12 protein-coding genes are annotated in these 20,837 nt (G+C 69.3%); 6 read left to right on the forward strand and 6 right to left on the reverse strand.

What is annotated here, in order from left to right:
* Positions 1 to 5: 5 nt before the first annotated feature.
* Positions 6 to 3,272 (reverse strand): sialidase family protein, encoded by a 3,267-nt coding sequence (locus AR3_RS00640; protein WP_067906807.1) that lies wholly within the window; start codon positions 3,270 to 3,272, stop codon positions 6 to 8.
* 241 nt (positions 3,273 to 3,513) lie between these two features.
* On the opposite strand from AR3_RS00640, the gene AR3_RS00645 reads away from it, so the two are divergent.
* Positions 3,514 to 4,920 (forward strand): family 43 glycosylhydrolase, encoded by a 1,407-nt coding sequence (locus AR3_RS00645; RefSeq protein WP_067906809.1) that lies wholly within the window; start codon positions 3,514 to 3,516, stop codon positions 4,918 to 4,920.
* Positions 4,921 to 4,974: 54 nt separating this feature from the next.
* Here the strand turns inward: AR3_RS00645 and AR3_RS00650 are convergent, their stop codons facing one another.
* The 5 genes from AR3_RS00650 to glf are packed head-to-tail and all read right to left on the reverse strand — an operon-like array spanning position 4,975 to position 11,475.
* Entirely contained in the window at positions 4,975 to 6,501 is a 1,527-nt protein-coding gene (locus AR3_RS00650; RefSeq protein WP_217998407.1) for a sulfatase family protein, read from the reverse strand.
* Between the two features lie 48 nt (positions 6,502 to 6,549).
* On the reverse strand, positions 6,550 to 7,317 hold the full coding sequence (locus tag AR3_RS00655) for an ABC transporter ATP-binding protein (RefSeq protein WP_067906811.1): 768 nt from the start codon (positions 7,315 to 7,317) through the stop codon (positions 6,550 to 6,552).
* A complete protein-coding gene (locus AR3_RS00660; RefSeq protein WP_083950783.1) occupies positions 7,317 to 8,261 on the reverse strand; it encodes an ABC transporter permease in 945 nt (314 codons plus the stop codon). The genes AR3_RS00655 and AR3_RS00660 overlap by 1 nt, the downstream gene beginning before the upstream one ends.
* Positions 8,258 to 10,327, reverse strand: coding sequence for a glycosyltransferase (locus tag AR3_RS00665; protein WP_083950784.1), 2,070 nt, complete (start codon positions 10,325 to 10,327; stop codon positions 8,258 to 8,260). Before AR3_RS00665 ends, AR3_RS00660 begins: the two co-directional genes overlap by 4 nt.
* Complete coding sequence (glf, locus tag AR3_RS00670; protein ID WP_245637839.1) at positions 10,324 to 11,475, reverse strand: UDP-galactopyranose mutase; 1,152 nt, start codon at positions 11,473 to 11,475, stop codon at positions 10,324 to 10,326. The genes AR3_RS00665 and glf overlap by 4 nt, the downstream gene beginning before the upstream one ends.
* A 482-nt stretch (positions 11,476 to 11,957) precedes the next feature.
* On the opposite strand from glf, the gene AR3_RS00675 reads away from it, so the two are divergent.
* From AR3_RS00675 to AR3_RS00695, 5 genes are all read left to right on the forward strand, one after another.
* A complete protein-coding gene (locus AR3_RS00675; protein ID WP_146150287.1) occupies positions 11,958 to 13,028 on the forward strand; it encodes a hypothetical protein in 1,071 nt (356 codons plus the stop codon).
* Between the two features lie 63 nt (positions 13,029 to 13,091).
* Entirely contained in the window at positions 13,092 to 14,255 is a 1,164-nt protein-coding gene (locus AR3_RS00680) for a hypothetical protein (RefSeq protein WP_146150288.1), read from the forward strand.
* Positions 14,248 to 15,159: a glycosyltransferase gene (locus tag AR3_RS00685; protein ID WP_067906819.1), complete on the forward strand. Its 912-nt coding sequence runs from the start codon at positions 14,248 to 14,250 to the stop codon at positions 15,157 to 15,159. The genes AR3_RS00680 and AR3_RS00685 overlap by 8 nt, the downstream gene beginning before the upstream one ends.
* A gap of 23 nt (positions 15,160 to 15,182) precedes the next feature.
* On the forward strand, positions 15,183 to 16,295 hold the full coding sequence (locus AR3_RS00690; RefSeq protein ID WP_067906821.1) for an acyltransferase family protein: 1,113 nt from the start codon (positions 15,183 to 15,185) through the stop codon (positions 16,293 to 16,295).
* Positions 16,296 to 16,978: 683 nt separating this feature from the next.
* Positions 16,979 to 20,764, forward strand: a complete 3,786-nt coding sequence (locus AR3_RS00695; protein ID WP_146150289.1) for a LamG-like jellyroll fold domain-containing protein — start codon at positions 16,979 to 16,981, stop codon at positions 20,762 to 20,764.
* The last annotated feature ends 73 nt before the right edge of the window (positions 20,765 to 20,837 follow it).

Raw genomic sequence — 20,837 nt, forward strand, 5'->3', positions numbered from 1 at the left:
GCGGTTCAGGGGATCGGCCTCCGCCACAGGACGGGCTGTTCGTCGCTCTGGTCCATGTTGCGGCCGACGCCGAGCAGGTGGTCCTTGAACGGGGTCAGGCCCGTGATCTCCTGGTCGCCGGGACCTCCCAGGCCCTTGCCGTCGTGCTTGGCGCCGCTCCACGAGGAGCCGTCGGCGGACGTCCACGAGACCACGTCGGTCGAGCCGTCGCGGCCGGCGGTACCGGTCGCGACGAAGCCGTTGCTCGTGGCGGTCAGCGCGGTCACCTTGATGTTGTCGGTCTCCTCAGGAGCAGCCGGCCTGCTCTCGCGCCACGTCTTGCCGCCGTCCGTGGAGACATAGCCCACGGGGGTCGAGGTGGAGCCCGCCGCCCCGGTGCCGAGCGCGACGACCGTGTTGCCCTTCATCGCGACGTGCGTGAGGAACGCCTCGGCCAACCCGCCAAGCAGCGGAAGCTGCTGCAGGGTCCACTGCTTGCCGTCGGGGGACGTCCACACCGCCGGACGCGCGGCGGGCCCCTTGCCGAGAGCGGGGTCGCGCAGACCGCCGACCGCAACGTAGCCGGACGGGCCGCTTGCGACGTCCCGCAGCCAACGGTTGGAGTTGGGCAGCGCCTCCAGGCCGTTGTTGCCGACGCTCCTGCCGCGCTCCCAGGTCTTCAGGTCCGTGGAGAACCAGGTCGCGGCGGACAGTCCGTCTTCGCCGACGATCACGTAGCCGGCCGGACCGTACGTCGCGGCGAACGTGGCCAGGGAGGTGTTCTTGGCGGGCTTGAACTGCTCGCCGGAGTCGACGGCCTCCCAGGTGGCGCCGTCGGAGGAGGTGACGACCAAGGGCCGCCGCGGGGCGGCCTGGTCGGACCCGACGGCCAGCCAGCCGGCATTGCCGTGGACCACGCTCAGCAGCTTTTGCGGACCGGGCCGCGAGAGCGCCGTCCCCTCGCCCTGTGCCCGGCTCCACGTACTGCCGTCGAGCGAGGTCCAGATGGCCGCGTCGCCGCCCGAGCTGCCGACGGCCACGGCGCGGTCGGCGGTGACTCCCACCGAGGTCACCGAGTGGTCCGGCCGGACCGCGCCGGGAATCTTCGCGACGTCGACCGGCAGTTGGGAGCCCCGTCCGTCCCACACGGCCAGCAGCGCGTCGGCGTCGCCGGATCCCGTGGTCCGGCCGACCGCGATCGTCTGCTCGCCGCTGACCGTCCCCGAGTGCACGATCCGGCCGTTCTCCGACGGCAGCGACCCCGCGTCCTGCCAGGTCCGGCCGTCGGCGCTGCGCGACAGCAGAATGTCGCGGCCGCGCGCCACCATGGCGGTGTAGGCGTTGCCGGAGGCGAGCAGCCGGATCACGCGGCGATACCCGGACGCCTCCAGCCGGCCGGCCTCCGTCCAGGACGCGCCGTCCTTGGACAGGTACATGTGGCCGAAGGTCTTACGCCCCTCCTTGGCGTCGCGGAGCGCCGCGAACCCGACCGGGCCGCCGCCGATCACCAGTCCCCGGTTGCCCTTGGGCACCGGGACCTTCGTCTCGGTCCAGCTGCGTCCGCCGTCCGTCGACCGCCACACCCGCCGTCCCGGCCGCGCGTTGCGGCCCGACGGGACGTGCAGGCCTTCGAGAAGCATGGTCCCGCCGCTGGCCACGGCGTTCTCCAACACCGTGACCCGGCCCCCGTTCACGGGCAGCGACACCTGGTCGCCGAACCGCGCCTCCCAGCGCGTCCCGTCCGCCGACACCCACACCGCCGGCACGGCGTCGCTGAAGTCGCCTTTGGCGGAGTGGTCGCCGATCGCCAGGAAGCCGTGGTCCGAGCCGATCACCCGACGGACGCGGTTGCCCGGGCCGAAGGGGTTGCCGACGGCATCGGGCTGGCGGCGCCAGGAACGTCCGTCTTTGCTCGTCCAGACGACGCCGGCGCCGCCGGCGCGCCGCCCGATCGCGACCCATCCGCGGGACGAGCCGCCCACCACACGGGGCACCTCCTTCGGGCCCGGCTCGCCGTCGTCCTCGCCGCGCACCTCGGCCGAGCGGAAGGAACGCCCGCCGTCGGTGGAGACCAGGAACTGGCCACGGGACGACTGGGCGTCCCACTCGGCCCCCACGGCGACGACGGTGTCGCCGACCGCCTCCACGGCGGTCAACTCCTGGTCACGGCCGTCGGTACGGACCGATCCGTCCACGGGGAACACCGATCGGGCGAGTTGGGCATCGCCACCCGCGCCCTCGTCGTCTCCGCCGCCGAGGTTGGACACGACCACGACGCCGCCGGCGACCAGGGCCGCCGCCGCCAGGCCGGCTCCGCCGATCAGCGCGATGCGCTTGCCGAGCTTGCCGGAGCCGCGCTTCTTCTTGCCGCTGGGCGCGGTGCGCCACGGCTCGTCGATCTGGGGCGGCGGCGCGACGGGACGGGACGCCGGCTCGTCGACCTGGGTGCTCGGCGGGCCGGGCGGATTCTGGCCGGGGATCTCCTGGGCGTAGGGGAACGGCGTCGGCTGCGGTTTGTCGCCGGGGATCTCCTGCGGGAACGGGAACGGCGCCGGCGGCTGGGACGGCGGCGCCGTCGGTGTCGACGCGGGGAGCACCGGCTTCGCGTCCGGGATCTCCTGCGCATAGGGGAACGGCTCGGGCCCGGAGGACGCCGGCGGCTCCTGCGCAGGCGGCTGATGTGCTGGCGGCTGCTGGGTCGGCGTCGGCGTGGGCGCGGGGAGCGGGGTCCCCGGGATGTGCTGCGCGTACGGGAACGGCGCGACCGCCGACTCGCCCGGCATCTGCTGCTGCGGCTCGGACGCGGACTGCTGCGGACGAGGCACCTGCTGTGTCGCCTGCCCCGTCCCGGCGCCCTGGTCGCTGTCGGCGCGGGTCCGTTCGATGTCGTCGGCCTGACCCGCGCTGTCGGCCGTGCTGTCGGCGGCGTCGTCCGCGACGGTCGGCGACGCGGTGGACGCCTCAGGCGTCGCCGTCCCGCTCTCCGCCGGCAGCCACGCCGACAGGTCGGTGACGGTCTCCTCGGGCGCCGGCGAGGAAGGCGGCGAGGCGGGGGCGGCGTCCTTGGCCGTGAACACTTCGGTGCGCATGGGATCGGCCCCGTCGTCCCGCGTGGCGTCCCCCTCACCCGGGCCGACGGCGAACGGCACATCCGGCAGCAGCGGAGCGTCGGTGGACGACTGGGGCTCGTTCAGCCACTGCGGCGGGGGCGGGGGTGCCGTGTTCTGCGGGTCCGACGACGCCTGCGGCTGGTCGTGGCCCGGTTCTTCGTCCGGAGTCCTGCGTGGAGTCACGCCCGTCTCCCAATGCTGAGTTTGGCTCGGCCGTTAGCGAGTGCCCGACTGTGCGCGTCCGATTGGCCACGGAACAACGTATTGCAATGGATCATATCGACCGTGGTCTGGTGAAACGGTCCGGTCAACCCCCGCGGTCAGAGACGCCACGAGAGCGCTCCGTTGTTGATCCCGCAAGATCGGTTGATGCGTAGTCCCGATGTAAAGTGATGAGGATTGTCGCGAGGGGAGGGGCACGGGCATGAGTTACCGGCCTCTTCTTGCAGCGTTGTCGGGAGCGCTCGTCTGCACGGTCGTCGCGGTGTTGACCGCCGTGATCACGGAAGGTGACGGCCCGGACCGCCGACCACGCCCCACCGCTTCGGCGACGGCCACCGAAATGCCCGCGCCCGTGCAGTCCCCGATGAGCGACGCCGGTCCCGCCAACGGGCCCGCCCTGGACTCCAACTTTCCCGACCCCGAAGTGCTCAAAGCGGGAGACGCTTACTTTGCGTACGCCACCAATGACGGAGGCAAGAACGTTCCGGTGGCCAAGGCGCCTTCCGCGTTGGGCCCGTGGAGCCGCACCGACGCGGACGCATTGCCCGCGCTGCCCGCCTGGGCCCAGCACGGCCGCACCTGGGCGCCTGACGTGTCCGTCCGCTCCGATGGCTCTTACCTGCTGTATTTCACGGCCATGAGCCGGGACGGCGGCCAACAGTGCATCGGCGCGGCGACCGCGTCCTCGCCTCTCGGACCGTTCACTCCCCAAGGCACCAGTCCGTTGGTCTGTCGGCGTCATGTCGACACCATCGATCCGGCTGCGTTCGTCGACAGCGACGGCGCCCGCTATCTGCTCTACAAGCAGGGGGGCGAGCACGGAGGTCTTTACCTGCAGCGCACCAGCCCGGACGGCCTGCGCCTGGATGGTTCACCCGTTCGCATCCTTACCAAAGGCGATGACGAGCCAAGCCTCATCGAGGCGCCGGCCTTGGTGAAACACGGCGGCACGTACGTTCTCTTCTACGCGGCGGGCGTGTTCTACCGCTCCGACTACCAGACCAGATACGCCACGGCCTCCTCCATCACCGGGCCGTACACGAAGGCGCCCCGGCCGCTTTTGTCCACGGACGGATATCGCAAAGAGATCACCGGACCGGGCGGCGCCGACATCGTGCACGACGGCACCGACAGTCACCTGGTGTTCCACGGGATCGCCCAGTTCCTCGGCGGGGACAGCGTGCGACGGGCCATGTACGTCGCCGAACTGGGCTGGGCGGACGGCACGCCGGTGGTCCGCGGCAGCCCCGTCCGCTACGAAGCGGAGAACGGACGGGTCTACGGCGCACGGATCCGGCGCGTCCGTGACGGCGTGTCCGGCGGCGCGGCCGTGGACGACATGGACAACGCCCAGAGCTTGGCCGAGGTCGACGTCTATGCCCCGCGCATGGGGGACTACCTCGTCCGGGTGCGTTACGCGAACCATGGCGACGACGCGGCTCACATGCTCACGGTCAACGGGGGCGCTCCCGTCGTCGTCCGGTACCCGGGCTCGTCCGGTCGATGGCGGGACGTGGAGATCGAGGTCGCCCTGCGCGCCGGCTGGAACGTGCTGCGCCTCGCGCGCCAGTTCGGCAATGCGGAGCTCGACTACATCGAGGTCTCCTGAGCCCCTCCGAGCGGCCTGCTCTGCGGCGGCTCAAGGCGCGGATGCGACGGACCGTCAGCGCCCCTGGTCGGCGGTGCGGCACGCCGCGCCCACGCAGTGCCGCAGAGCGGCCAGGAGGGCGGCCAGCTGATCACGGCGCTCTTGCGGCAGCCGGTCGGCGAGGTTGTTCAGCGCGCTGGGATCGTTGCGAAGGTCGTAGTATTCGCGTTCGCCTTGGTCGTATTCCAGATAAAGCTCGTGGGGCGTACGGACCGCGGCGTATGACGGCGGGTTGCCCCAGCCGCGCCCCGGGTAGTCGGGGTCGCTGGGGTCGGAGACCGGGCCCGCGTGCTCGATCAGCACCGAATTGCGCCACCCTTGGACGGTGCGCCCGTGCAGGAAGGGCACCAGTGACCGGCCGTCCACGTAGTCGGGGGTCTTCACCCCGGCGAGTTCCTCGAATGTCGGGCGCAGGTCCGTGTTCTGAGCGAACGCGTGCACCACGCGCCCGGACGGCACACCCGGCCCCGTGACGATGAGCGGCACCCGGATGTCCACGTCGTAGGCGGTGCCCTTCCCCTCGACGAGACGGTGCTGTCCCATGTGGAAGCCGTTGTCGGAGCCGAACAGCACGTAGGTGTTGCGGTCGAGGCCGCGTTCGGCCAAGACCCGACGCACCTTGGCGATCAGCTCGTCGACCGCCTGCACCATGCGCACCCGGCCCCGGTACTTCCTGTCGATCGTGCGGATGCCCGGGGCGCCGATGCGGGGCCACGCCTGCATCCAGCGCGGTTTGTCGCTGACGTCGACTTCGTCGAAGGCGGGGCCTCGAGGCGCCTTGACCTTCGGGAACAGCTTGGCGTGCCGCGGGGCCGGGGTGAACGGCGCGTGCGGTGCGAAGGTGGAGATCTTCAGCAGGAACGGGCGGTTGGTGGTGGTGCGGTTGATGAAGTCGACCGCCTTGTCGGCTAGGACGTCCGTCAGGTAGTCCTCGGGCCGGTTCCCGTAGCGGACGGCGCGCCCGTTCTCACTGAGGACGTAGTTGTACTCCTGGTAGCCGAGGCTGGTGGCGTACCACTCGGTCCAGCCGGGCGGTACGTACGCGAGTGCGCCCGCCTGGACTTTCGCCGGGTCGTACCCGTTGAGGTACTTGCCCATCAACCCTGTGCGGTAGCCCGCCGCCTGCAAGGACGTGGCGAAGGTGTCGCGTTCGGCCCCGTTGGCGTGAAAACGCTGCCAGCCCCCGTTGGGCGGCTCGTTCGTCATCACCTGGGTGTTGTGCGAGTACCTGCCGGTGAGGATCGTGGCCCGCGACGGGCAGCACAGCGTGTTGGTGGCGAAGAAGTTGGTGAACGTGACGCCCTGCTCGCGCATCCGTTTGACCTGCGGCATGTAGTCGACCAAGTCCCAGCTCAGGTCGTCGGTGAGGATGAACAGGATGTTGGGCCTGGGTCCCTGCGGGGTGGCCGTGACCTTCGACGGTCCGGTCGAACCCGAGCCTCCGAGCCCGCAGGCGGCCATCAGGCTCAACGAGAGCAGCAGGGCGAGCCACCTGCGCGCCGAGCCGACGACGGAACCGGTGCGGGGCGTGAACGGGGACACGGTCGGCGCGTGCCGGGCTCGCGTGAGTCGACGAGGCATGCGTCGCCCTCAGCCGACCGGCTGCGATGCCGGACGCGGCCGCTGCCGGTCTTGGCGCCACATCTCGCCTGCCTTCGCCACGTCCCCGTCGAAGACTTTCCGGCCCGAGCGCATCATGACCCCCCGGTCGCACAGTTTCGTCAGCATCTGGATGTCGTGGGCGACGATCACCATGGTGCGGCCCTCGTCCCGCAGGCGGCGGATCCGCTGCAGACACTTCTCCCGGAACGGCGGATCCCCGACGGCGAGCACCTCGTCGATGAGGAAGATGTCGGGATCGGTGTGCGCGGCGATGGAGAACGCCAGCCGCATGAACATTCCCGAGGAATAGAACTTCACCTGGTTGTCCAGGAACCGCGCGACCCCGGAGAACTCGACGATCTCGTCGAACTTGCGGCGGATCTCCGCCTGCGTCATGCCGAGAATGGCGCCGTTGAGGAACACGTTCTCCCGGCCCGTCAGCTCCGGATGCAGGCCCGCGCCGACATCGATCAGCCCGGCCACCCGGCCGCGCACCCGCACGGTGCCGCTGTCCGGCGTCATCACCCCGGAGATCAGCTTGAGCAGGGTGCTCTTGCCGGAGCCGTTGAGGCCCATGAGGGCGACCGTCTCCCCCGGGTGGACGGTCAGGCTGACGTCCTCGAGGGCGTGAAAGGTCTCCGACAGGCTCTGCCGACGCACCGCTCGGATGGTCATGTCCTTGATCGAGCGCGCGTGACGGAGGGTGAAGCGCTTGCTGACGGAGTCCACGATGATCGAGGGAGCGGGCGCGGCCATCACAGCTCCTGAGCGAATCGGCTCTGCAGGCGGGCGAAGATCCACTGACCGAACAGCAGCATCGCCACGGCGAACGCGAGCGACGCCAGGGTATGGGCCGTCAGGTGCGGCACGGGCGGCATGTCGCCGCGGGTACCCGGCAGCCAGAACGCCCGCTGGAACAGCGTGACGGCGCTGACCAGGGGGTTGGCCAGATACAGGTCCAGCACCCAGTCGGGCGCGCTGTCGCGGACGTGGGTCCACGGGTAGATCATCGGCACCGACCACACCACCACGATCATCGAGATGTCCACGACCTGCTCCATGTCGTGGAAGAACACGGTGATCGCGGAGCAGAGCAGCCCGAGCCCCATGCCGAGCAGCACCACGATGGCGAAGCCGACCAGGGCGCCGGCCAGAGTCGAGGGCGACGGCCGCGCCCCGGACGCGATCGCGGCGATCACCAGGATCGCCAGGCCGGGCAGGAAGTGGACCAGCGACACCAGCAGCGACGCGGTGGGGAACAGCTCCCTCGGCAGGAAGACCTTCCGCACGAGCGGCGCGTTGTGCAGCACCGACCGGGTCGCGGACGTCAGCGTCTCGGTGAACAGGTTCACCAGCACCATCGCCGAGAACAGGTAGACCGGGAAGTCTTCGATGACCCGGTCCATCCCCATGAAGACGCCGATGACGAAGAAGTAGACGCAGAAGTACACCGCGGGCCGCACGTACGACCAGCCCAGGCCGAGCAGCGACCCCTTGTAGCGCGCCTTCAGCTCGCGGCGCAGCAGCAGCCGGAGCAGATAACGCCGGCGAAGCATCTCCCGGAGACCGCCGGAGCCCGCCGGGTCGTACATGCCGCTCATGTCCACGTCGGTGGGCGCCGCCCCCGGGACGGGCACCGGTCCGCCGTCGGAGGAGGGGGCCTCCGCCGCCGCGCCGCCCGCGGCCCTGGCGCCGCTCATGACCGCCGGCGCGAGGCCTCGAACGTCTCGCGCCACCGTTCCGGAGAGGTCAGCTCGGCCAGCGCCGCCCGGTACCGCTTCGCCAGTCGCGGCCACTCCTTGTAGAGCTTGGCGTGCAGGGCGTTGGTGCGCACCATGAGCGACCGGAACTCCTTGGGGTCGCGCCGGTACCACGCGGCACCGGTGCCGTCGGCGGCCGACACCAGTGCGCTGTCGAACCGCGACAGCCGCCACCAGCGCAGGTCGATGTGCGGAACGAGCGTTTGCGGGTTGCGGAACGCCGAGTCGTCCACGGGGCGCATCTGCTTGAGCCCTCCGACGATCGCGGCCTTGATCATGCCCTTGCGGCCGACCGGCGGCTCCGCCTCGCGGCCCTTGCGCGGCGGCTTGCGACGCCGGATCGCGGGGAAGTCCTCCAGATCCTCGCGGTACTTGGAGTCGGGGAACTTCGCCCGCACCGCGCGGATCTCGTCCATCTTCGACACGATCGACTCGTGCATGTGCTCGGGGCCGCGCAGCACGTCCTCGATGGCCATCAGCATCAGCTCCGCCGCCGAGTACTGCATGGCCAGTGCGTGCTTGATGGAGACGAACAGACTCTCCTTCAGCAGGTTGCCGCCGCGGTCGTAGGGCGAGTGGAGGAGCGCCGAGACGAGCCGGTTGCGCTCGTGGAAGTACGCCTGCCAGTCGATGGTGTCGTCCTTGTCGTGCCACGGCACGTGCCAGACCGCCACACCCGGCAGCGACACTGTGGGATAGCCCGCGGCGCGCGCCCGCACCCCGTACTCCGCGTCGTCCCACTTGATGAACATCGGCATGGACAGGCCGATGTCCTTGATCACCTTGACCGGGATCAGGCACATCCACCAGCCGTTGTAGTCCACGTCGATGCGGCGGTGCAGCCAGTGCGTCTCGCGCATTCTGTGGTAGCCGAAGTCGTGCCCGTGGAACGTGTGCGGCGCCGGCCCCCAGAACCAGCGGTAGGGCGCCAGCGTCTCGCCGTAGGCGTGCAGGACCGATCGGTCGTAGAGGCTGAACATGTGGCCGCCGACGATGGTGGGCTTGCGCGCCAGGTCGGCGAAAGTGACCGCGCGCAGGATGCCTTCGGGCTCGGTGACCACGTCGTCGTCCAGCAGCAGGACGTAGTCGCTGGAGCCCGACCGCACCGTCTCGTCCATGGCGCGGGCGAAGCCCCCCGAGCCGCCCAGGTTGCCCTGGTCGATGATGCGCAGTTTGCCTTCCAGCGCCTTGGCGGCGTCGGCGTAGTCGGGATGGTCCTCGACCCGGTCGGTCCCCTGGTCGATGACGAAGATCTCGTCGATGACCTCCAGCACGTCGGTGGCCTTGCCGAGCGCCAGGAGCTGCTGGACGCAGAAGTCGGGGCGGTTGTAGGTGGTGATGCCGACGCTGGTGCGGCCCTGCGGGACGTCGGTCTCGGCGCACCACTCCGCGGCTTCCAGCACGGCGGGACCTTGCGTGGCCACCAGCTCGAACCAATACCAGCCGCCGTCCACGAACGGCTTGAGCGGCAGCCGGAAGCGGCGCTCCTCGGTGGCCGTCGAACGCACGTCGACGGCTTCCAGGCGCTGGGAGTGCCCCTTGGAGTTCGACCGGTACACCAGGATCTTGACGTCGCCGCGCACCCGGATCCGCAGGATCACCTCGTCCAGCGCGGTCCACCGGCGCCAGTAGCTGGCGGGGAAGGCGTTGAAGTACGTCAAGAACGACACCCGGCGGCCGCCCGGCACCACCACGCTGCGCCGGTCCGCGCCGTCGTGGTCGCGGTCGGAGCCGTCCCAGTGCTCGGCGGGCTGGTAGTCGGGCCGATCGGAGGCGTCCGGCTCGTCCACGTCGATGCCGTCCGCCGCAGGGGTGCGGACGACGTTGCCCTCGATGTAGAGCTTGAGGATGTCCTGGTCGGGGTCGACGGGCATGACGACGCGGTGCAGGACGCGAAGGCCATCGCCGCTGCCCTGTCCGGCCCCGTCCTCGACCCGTGCGGTCGTGCCGCCGCCGTCCTGTGCGGTCCCGCCGGAGCCCCGGGCTGCGTCAGCCGTTGTGGTCATTCGTCGGTCCCTTCGCTGACGAACCGGGCCCCTTCGGTGAAGTGGGGCCGGATCCGGTTATCGACCATGTTGAGCGCACTCGCGATGGCCATGTGCATATCGAGGTACTTGTACGTGCCCAGTCGCCCTCCGAACAAGACGCCGTCCTCCCTCTTGGCCAGGTCCCGGTAGCGCAGCAACCGGGACCGGTCCTCCGGAGTGTTGATCGGGTAGTACGGCTCGTCGCCGCGGGCGGCGAACCGGGAGTACTCCCGCATGATGACGGTCCGGTCGGACGGATAGTGAGTGCGCTCGGGGTGAAAGTGACGGAACTCATGGATCCGGGTGAACGGCACGTCTTCGTCGGCGTAGTTCATCACCGCGGTGCCCTGGAAGTCGCCGGTGGGCACGACCTCGAGTTCGAAGTCGAGGGTGCGCCAGCCCAGCTCGCCCTCGCTGTAGCCGAAGTAGCGGTCCAGCGGGCCGGTGTAGACGACCGGCACGTTGCCGACGATGTCGTCGCGCAGATCGAAGAAGTCGGTGTTCAGCCGCACCTCGATGGCCGGGTGGTCGGCCATCCGCTCCAGCCAGGCCGTGTAGCCGTCAACCGGCAGTCCCTCGTAGGCGTCATTGAAGTACCGGTTGTCGAAGGTGTAGCGGACGGGCAGCCGCGTGATGATCTCGGCGGGCAGCTCCCGCGGATCGGTCTGCCACTGCTTGGCCGTGTATCCGCGGATGAACGCCTCGTACAGCGGCCGCCCGATCAGCGAAATGGCCTTCTCTTCCAGGTTGGTCGGGTCGCTCACTTCGGCGGCCTGCGCGGCGATCAGTGCGCGGGCCTCGTCGGGGGTGAAGACCCGTCCGAAGTAGGAGCAGATGGTGCCGAGATTGATCGGCATCGGATACACGCGGCCCTTGAAGACGGTGAAGACCCGGTGCTGGTAGCCGGTGAAGGCGGTGAAGCGGTTGGCGTACTCCCACACGCGCTTGTTGGAGGTGTGGAACAGGTGGGCGCCGTAACGGTGGATCTCGATGCCGGTTTCGGGTTCGGGCTCGCTGTAGGCGTTTCCGCCGATGTGGTCGCGCCGCTCCAGAACCAGGACGCGCAGTCCGAGTTCGCGCGCGCACCGCTCGGCCACGGTCAGACCGAAGAAACCGGATCCGACCACTACAAGATCAATATTCACGTGCTTCCCCGAAGACGACGGCGTCCCTGTCGGCCTGACCAGCCCGCTTCCCACCCCCGTGCGGTCCGGCGCGCTGCACGTCTTGTTGGAAAGAACGGGACTTTTAGGGCGAGTGCGCAGCTAAGATACCCGCTGGTCGAGTCCCGTGCGGCGCGTTCGGCGCGATGACGGCGGTCAAGCGGCCCGAGCCATGCTCGTGCAGGTCCTGCTCTGAACGGTTCACTCAAGGGTTCTGTAGGTGATGACCGGTGACCTCGGTGGTCTACGTTCATGTGGGTGCTCCCAAGAGCGGTACCACATACCTGCAGAACGTGCTGTGGCACAACCGCGAAGCGCTGCGGAAACAGGGCGTCCTGTATCCGGGGGAGCACAGGGCCTCGCACGTCTGGGCGGCGTTCGACCTGCGTGAGGCGTTCTTCGACGGCATCCGGGATCCGGTCACCGACGGCGCCTGGCCCCGCCTCGTGGACGAGATCCGCGGGTGGCGCGGCCGGTGCGCGGTGATCTCTCAGGAACTGCTGGCCTCGGCGTTCCCGCATCATGTCGAGCGGGCGCTGAACGACTTGTCCTTCGCCGAGGTCCACCTGGTCTACACGGCGCGCGATCTGGCCCGGCAGATTCCCGCGCACTGGCAGGAGGACGTCAAGAACCGCTGCTCGCTGACGTTCGCCGAGTACGTCGAAGGCTTGCGGGATCCGCACCGCCCGGGGTTGTCGCACTGGGTCCGTGAGTTCTGGCGTATGCAGGATGCGCCCGACGTGCTCGCCCGCTGGGGACAGGGGATCCCGGCCGAACGCGTGCACGTCGTCACGCTTCCCCGGCCGGGTGCGCCGAGTGGCCTGCTGCTGGAGCGCTTCAGTGAGGTCATCGGCTTCGACCCGTCGCGCTGCGACACCTCCGGCGCGTTCGGCAACCCGTCCCTCGGCGCCGCGGAGACCGAGGTCATTCGGCGGCTCAACCTCGCCACGCGCGAAGACGTCGAGTGGCAGGTGCACGACGACCACGTCAAGCATTATCTCGCCCAATCGGTGCTCACCTCCCGCGAAGGCGCACAGCGTCTTCGTCTTCCCGACGCGCACCGACCGTGGGTGGTGCAGCGTTCGCGGGAGATCGTCGAGGCGTTGGCCGGATCCGGCTACCGGGTCGTGGGGGACCTGGACGAGCTGGTCCCGGATGAGACGGGCGAGGCCAAGGGCATCGACCCCGACGCCGTCGGCGAGCAGGAGGTCATGGCGGCCGCGGTGGATGCGGCAGCCGCGATGGTGCGGGCGTGGGCGGATGCCGGGGCGGCTCCCGACGGCCGCGGACGGGACGAGGTGCTGGACGTCAAGACAGTCGGGGCGCTGCTCAGGCAACTGGACGAGATGCACAGGGACGCGGCGCACCTCGAGGAGGCCACCACCCCGGCCATCAAGAAAGTCGTCCGGAACCTCAGCGAACGGTATCCCCTGGTGATGCGCGCCCGGGAGAGGTACTGGCGTCTCGTCGAGGCGCGGCGTGAGAGGGAACCGCGTGCCACGGCATCGGAGAAGTGACCCAAGCCCTGGGGCGCGAACGTGTCCCGTCGCCCCCGGGCAGACGGCAAGGCGGGACCGACCATGAAAGAGATCTTCCTGCATGTGGGCGCCCCGCTCGTCGGAGCGGGGGCGTTGCAGGATGCGTTGTGGCATGCCGCATCCGCGTTGCCCGAGCACGGCGTCTGCTATCCCTTGCGCAATCCGCACGAGCATTTCGCCGCAACCATGGACCTGCGGGAGATGGCGTGGGGCGGACGCCGCGATCCCGCCTGGGACGGCGCGTGGGATCGTGTGGCCGAGCGGGTGCGCGACTGGGACGGCCGCATGGCCGTCTTCTCCCATGAGCTGCTCGGCGGAGCGTCCAAGGTCCAGGCGGAACGCGCGGTCGCCTCGCTCGGACCGGGCCGGGTGCACGTCGTCTTCACCGCCCGCGACCTGGCCCGGCAGCTCGCCGCCGACTGGCAGGAGCAGATCAAGCACCAGCACACCGTGACCTTCGACCGCTTCGTCGACGACCTGGTGACGAAGGGGATCGAGGCCCCCGCCCCGTTCGGCGAGATGTTCTGGGGTCTGCACGACCCGGTCCGGGTGCTGGAGACCTGGGGCGCGGTGGTGCCGCCGGAACAGGTGCACGTCGTCACCGCGCCGCAGGGACCGGCCGCCGGTGAGGTCCTGTGGCGCCGGTTCGCCGAACTCGTCGACATCCCGCCCGAGCTGTGCGACATCGCCGCAGTCCGTGATGAGCCCGTCTTGGGCTTCGTGGAGGCGGAACTGCTGCGCCTTCTCAACGGGCAGATCGGCCCCTCCCTCGGACGCCGCTACGAGCCCCTGGTCCGGCGGCACCTCGCCAACAAGGTGCTCAGCGCCCGGCCCGGAAAGATCGAGATCGTCGTCCCCGCCCGGCACCACGCGTGGCTGCGGGACCGCTCCGAAGAGCTGGTGGAGGGCCTGCGAGCGGCCGGCTATCACATCGTCGGCGACCTCGACGATCTGCTGCCGGATCTCGATGAGCGCCCCGTCGTCGACGCCGTGGAACCCGCGGCCGTGACCGCGGCGGCGATCGAGCTGATGCACATGCTGCTGAACGACCTGGCCGCGGCGCGTCAACGCGCCCAGATCGCCGAGCTCAAACGGGAACTGGCGCAGGTACGCCAGCAGCTGTCTCGAGTCGCCTCGACCGTGTCCGCCAAGCCGTCGCCGCTGCGCCGCGCCGCCGGCCGCCTCGGGGGCGGCGGTCGTGGGTGATCCGCGTGTCGTCGCCGTCGTCGTCACCCACAACAGGCGCGACCTGCTCATCGAGGCGCTCACAGCCATCGGTGCCCAGACCCGCCGTCCCGACGCCGTGCTCGTGGTCGACAACGCCTCCACCGACGGCACGGCCGACCTGGTGCGCACGCGATTCCCCACGGCGGACCTGCTCGCCCTCACCGGCAACACCGGCGGCGCCGGCGGCTTCGCGGCCGGCTTCGCCCGTGCCCTCGACCTGGAGGCCGACCTGGTCTGGGCGATGGACGACGACACGGTGCCCGAGCCGACCGCGCTCCAGGAGCTGCTGGCGGCGCGGCAACGCGTGCCCGGCCCGCCCACGCTCGTCGCGAGCCGTGTCGTGTGGACGGACGGCCGCGAGCACCCGATGAACACTCCCCGGGCGAAAGCGAACGCCGGCCGGAGGGAACGCGAGGCGGCCCGGAGCGCGGGTTGCGTGCCGATCAGGTCGGCGTCATTCGTCTCGATTCTCGTCGACGCGGAGGTCGTGCGCGAGCGCGGGCTGCCGATCGCCGACTACTTCCTCTGGAACGACGACTTCGAATTCACGACGCGGCTGCTGCGCGGACGGAGCGGGGTGCTGTGCCCCGGCAGCGTGGTCGTCCACAAGACAAAGACGTTCGGGGGGACCGACGCCGATCCCGGTGAGCGCTTCTTCTACGAGGTCCGCAACAAGATCTGGCTGTTCACCCGCAGCTCCGGGCTTTCTCCGACCGAACGCCTTCTTTACGGCGCCTCCACCGTTCGTCGCTGGATTCTGACGTTCCTGCGGTCCACGGATCGCGCCGTCTTGCGCCGCGGTTTGCGCCATGGCCTGTGGGCAGGCGTTCGAACCCGACCGCGGGCCACCATGGAGATACTTCGAGACGCAGGTTTTCAATGACTCCGGAAGGTCCCGCCGCACAAGTGGCGCCAGCCCTCGCCTCCTCGACACCCGCGGCGCAGGGCAGGCTTCGAGTCCTGGACCTGCTGCGTTTCGTGGCTGCTTCCGCGGTGATGCTTTTCCATTTCACCGGTGTCGCAGACCGCAGGCAGTGGGGACAGGACCCGCGCGAGCTCTTCCCCGAACTGTGGTTCACCCGGTTCGGGCAGTACGGCGTTGATCTGTTCTTCATCATCAGCGGGTTCGTCATCCTGATGAGCGTCTGGGGAAGAACGCCCGGGGACTTCGCCGTCTCCCGTGTCTCCCGGCTTTTCCCCGCCTACTGGTTCAGCGTGGCCTTCGCCCTTGCCGTGTTCGCGGCGACCGGCCTGTACGCGGAGTACGGTCCGGGCACGGAGAACATGTGGCAGCGTTTCCTGCCCAATCTCACCATGCTGCAGCGCGGTGCAGGGGTGAGCCATATGGAGGGCCTCTACTGGACGCTCTGGGTAGAACTGCACTTCTACGCGCTCATCGCCCTGCTGGTCTGGCGCGGGGTGACCTACAACCGGTGCGTGGCCTTCATGATCGGCTGGCTGCTCCTGGGGCTGTACGCCCAGGAAGGCGACTCGCAGCTGCTGAAGGCACTGCTCATTCCCGACTGGGCGCCGAACTTCATCGCCGGCATGGCGTTCTTCCTCATCTACGCCTACGGCTCGAACATCGTTCCATGGCTGCTGGTGGCCGCGAGCTGGGCCTTGGCGACCGCGTACTGGCCACGGCACATCGAGCGCTGGCTCTATTGGCACGGCGTCCATGAATACGTGTCGCCGGCCGTCATCACCGCCATCTTCCTCACCATGGCCCTGGTGGCGACTCATCGTCTGGACTGGATCCGCTGGCGTCGGCTGACCGTCCTCGGGGCCCTCACCTACCCCCTCTACCTGGTCCACCTCACGGTCCTGCGTCCGGTGACCCACTACCTCTACCCCCAGTACGGCAGATGGCAGGTCCTCGCCATCGCCGTCGCCGTGGCCCTGCTCCTGGCCTACCTGGTCTATCGATTGGTCGAACAACCAGGTCAGCGTTGGCTGAGAACCCGTCTCAGAACCGCTCTCACGCAAATCCGCTCTGTCCGGCAGCCGGCGTCGCGGTAAATCCTGAGTACGCCTCGCCGGTCGGCAGCGTCGATTCAGCACGTGCCGACGCGTGGGGCGGAACGCCTGGCTGTGGACCGCACGTCGATGGCCCAGCGCGCCGGCCTGCGGAGCCGGATGGCGGGAGAACCAGCCGTTTGACCTGATGTGGTCACTCTGGTCGGTAAACCAGCTCGCTGGCCTGAGCTTTTGTGTTTTGCCGGACTTTGTGTGGCCTGTCCTGATTTGCGTTGTTATTAAACCGTGCTCGTCCGACCGCCGGTCGATCCCCATGATCAAGGCAGCCTGTGGTGATCTTGATGTTGTGGGGAGCGTGCGTGCCCGGTCGGCGGCGTGTGACGACTTCGTCTGCACTGCGGATGACGACGGCGGTCGCGACGGCGGCGGCGTTGCTGTCGCCGGTCGGGATCGCCGTGTCGTCGCCTTCGGCGAGGGCGGATGAGCAACCGAAGCGAGAGGCCGCGACCGAAGCCGAAGCCCTCGCGGCGGCGCGCGCCTCCGGCAAGCCGGTCGAGGTGCTGGCTCAGCGCGGTGAGCACCGGACGGTGCACGCCCTGCCGACGGGCCGCTTCGAAGTGACCGAGCACCTGCGACCGGTGCGAACCCGCAAGAACGGTCGGTGGGTACCGATCGACACGGGACTGAGGCGCTCCGGAGCAGAGGTGGTGCCGGGTGCGTCCAGCGTGGGACTGCGGTTCTCCGGCGGCGGCAAGGGGCCGCTCGTTCGGATGTCCCGAGCGGGGCGGGCGATGTCGCTGACCTGGCCGGGAACGCTGCCCGAGCCCGTGCTGGACGGCGACACGGCGATCTACAGGGGAGTGCTGGGGCCCGATGTCGACCTGCGGCTGCGTGCCTTGGCCGACGGTTTCACGCACACCCTGGTCGTCAAGACCGCCGAGGCCGCGAAAGACCCCCGCCTGGCGAAGCTGGCGTTCAAGCTCGGCACCTCGCGCCTGACGGTCGACCAGTCCGCCTCCGGCCTGCTGACGGCCCAAGGCACGGCGGGCGGCCCCGTGTTCGAAGCACCCGCACCGGTCATGTGGGACTCGTCCCAGCCGCAGGCGCCGTCCCCGCAGGCGCGCGCGGCGGCGACACGTCAAGACCATGCGAAAGGCCCCGGAGCCGGCGCGAAGGTCGCGCCGGTGAAGGTCGATCTGAACGACGGCGAACTCTCGCTGATCCCGGACCGCGGCCTGCTGACGGCACCGGACACCAAGTTCCCGGTCTACATCGACCCGGTGTGGACCACGAACAAGGCGTCCTCATGGGCCATGGTGTCCTCGGGCTATCCGAACCAGTCCTACTACAAGTTCGCCGGCAACGCGACGGAAGGCGTCGGCCGCTGCGAGGTGGCCAAGGACAGCCGATGCGTGAAGGACCAGACCAAGCGCATCTTCTTCCGCATGAAGCTGCCGTCCATCAAGGGGCGGTACATCGAGTCGGCCGAGTTCGTGGCCTACGAGACCGACGCGTGGGACTGCGACAACCCCACCTCTGTGCAACTGTGGCGCACCAGCGCGCTGAGCTCCTCGGCGACCTGGAACAACACCGCGAACGCCTGGAATGAGCATCTCACCTCGCGGGACGTGGCGTACTGCTCGAAGACGCCGGTGGAGTTCGGCGGGTCCGCGCTGCGTTCGCATGTGCAGTCGGCGGTGAACAACGGCTACTCCACGATCACCTTCGGGCTCCGGGCGTACAGCGAGTCGTCGATGTCGTGGTGGAAGCGGTTCGCCGACGACGCCTACCTGAAGATCCAGTACAACCGGCCGCCGTACCAGCCCGACACCGAGACGATGTTCGCCAGCCCGGGCACCAAGTGCGTCGACCGTCCGCAGGCGGGCTGGGTCAACGACGTGCCGACCGTGTACGCGTATCTGAAGGACCCCGACACCGAGGACGCCAACAAGGTGCAGGCCCAGTTCACACTGCACTGGGCCGACAAGGCCGACGGCTCGGACTGGGGACCCAAGTGGACGTCGTCGTTGACGCCGCCGCTGACGTCGGGCAGCCGGCACCAGATCAAGCTGCCGACCACGATCCCGCAGAAGAAGCTGATCGGATGGGGCGTGCGCGCCTGGGACGGCGTGCAGTGGGGACCGTGGAGCTACGACGGCGCACAAACGGGTTGCTATTTCTACTACGACCCGTCGATTCCGGCGGCCCCCACGATCTCCTCCACCGACTACCCCGATGACCAGACCTGGCACGGCGGAGTGGGCGAGCCGGGCACGTTCACCATCAGCGACCCGGCCAAGGCCGCCGCACGTTACGACATCAAGCTCAATGGTGAGCCGCTGCCCTCGGTGGCGACGACGGACGGCGCGGCCCGGCAGATCACGGTGACGCCGACGCGTTCGGGGCCGAACATCCTGGAGGCGCAGGCCTTCACCAAGGCCGGACAGAACGGCGCGCCCACCACCTACGAATTCTGGGCAAGGACGGGAGCGGAAGCGGCGGCCCGGTTCGGCTTCGACGAGAACCCGGGGACGTCCGAGGTCACCGCGGACACTCCCGGAACGGCGGTGCACGTCCGCGGCGGCGCCAGGCTCGGCGGCCAAGGCAAGGTCGGGACCGCGCTGACCCTGGACGGAAGCAGCGGGTACGCCGAGACGGACCTGCCGGTGATCCGGACCGATCAAAGCTTCAGCGTCTCGGCGTGGGTTCGCCTGGACGCGACGGATCCCGACAAGTACTACACGGTGCTCAGCCAGGAAGGCGTCTATAAGAGCGCCTTTTTCCTCCGCTACGACGTCGGCTCCAGGAAATGGGTGTTCGCTCGGCCGTGGACCGACTCCGACGTGGACGACAAGGCCTGGTCCACCGCGTGGTCGAAGAACCCCGCCGCCTTCGGCGTGTGGACCCACCTGGTGGGGGTCTACGACCACGAGTCCCGCAAGATGCGCATCTATGTGGACGGCGAACCCGGAATCGAGAGCAACAACCAGGTCGAGAAGGTCTGGCACGCCGACGGCGGGCTGCAGATCGGCCGGGCCAAGTGGCTGGGCTGGCAGCTCGACCACCTGCCCGGAGCCGTCGATGACGTCAAGGTGTTCCAGCGTGCGCTGACGGACGACGAGGCCCACCGACTGGCCGAGGGGACCGATCCGCCGGTCGACGGACTCAAAGCGCACTGGAGCCTGGATGAAGACGAGGGCTCGAGTCGTGCCTACAGTCCTGTCGCGCCGGTCAAGGCCACGTTCACCGGGGGAGCGTCCCTGGGGCATCCCGGTCAGGACCGCACCGCCCTCCAGCTGGACGGCACCACGGGATATGTGAGCACCGACCGGCCGGTGGTCGACACGAGCCGCAGCTTCTCGGTGGCCGCCTGGGTGCGGGTCGACTCGTTCGACTCAGGACGGCACCTGTCGGTGCTCAGCCAGGACGGCACTTATCGCAGCGGCTTCTATCTCAAATACGACCCAGTCCAGCGCAAGTGGGTCTTCACCCGGTTCGCCGAGGATTCCGATCAGCCGGACGGCCTGAGTTTCCCGTCGTGGTCGAAGGAGACCGCGCAGGCCGGGGTCTGGACCCATCTGGCCGGAGTCTGGGACGCCAACACCAGGCGGATGAGGCTGTTCGTCAACGGCGTTCCCAGCAACTACAGCGCCGAGGTCACCTCGGTGTGGAAGGCCACCGGCGGGTTGCAGATCGGCCGGTCGCTGTGGCAGGGCCACAAGGTCGACCACTTCCCCGGGCTGATCGACGACGTCCGGGTCTATGACCGCGTCCTCGGAGCCACAGAAGTCGAACAGCTCGTCAAGCAGCATCCGGCGCTCAAGGCCCGGTGGAAGCTCAACGCCGACGGCAGCGGCGAGCCCGAAGGAGCGCCGAGCCTCGCCCTGCGCAACGGCGCGACCATCGATCCGGGCGCGGGCTTCTACTACGGGGCCTCGTCGGCGGGCCTGCGACTCGACCCGGTCGCGGGGGCCTTCGCCGAGACGCAGGCGCCCGTGGTGAACACCGACGAGAGCTTCAGCGTCGCGGGCTGGGTCCGCTCGCCGGGCCGCCCGCAGTCGAAGGCGACCGTGTTCTCGCAGCCCGGCGCCAACACCAACGCGTTCGTCTTGCGGTACGTGCCCGGCGAGGACCCGGAAGAGCAGGGCGACTGGCAGATCGAGATGAACAACGCCGACCAGCAGGGGACCACGCCGCTGGTGGCGTCCAGCTCGGTCTTCGAGGACGACTGGAACCACGTCGCGATCGTCTACGACGGCCTGCGGGACCGCATGCGCCTGTACGTCAACGGTCGGCTGGAGCAGGTCGTGGCGGAGAAAGGCCAGGTGACCGGCTTCCGAGCGGCGGGCGGCGGCCTGCAGCTCGGCCGGAACCGGTTCGCCGGCACCGGCGGCGGCGAGTTCTGGCCGGACGCCATCGACGACGTGTGGGTCTACCAGGGCGCCCTTACCGAGACCCAGGTGCAGACGCTCAGCGCCTACGACGAACTGCCGACCGACGCGGGCCCCTAGCGCCCCGCACCCCCCGACGAACATCACCCGTCCCACCGAACCGCTTTCGACATCGCGATGCGGCCCACCCGGC

It is taken from the genome of Actinomadura rubrobrunea NBRC 15275 (assembly GCF_001552235.1).
In the GTDB taxonomy this organism is placed as follows: Bacteria; Actinomycetota; Actinomycetes; order Streptosporangiales; family Streptosporangiaceae; genus Spirillospora; species Spirillospora viridilutea.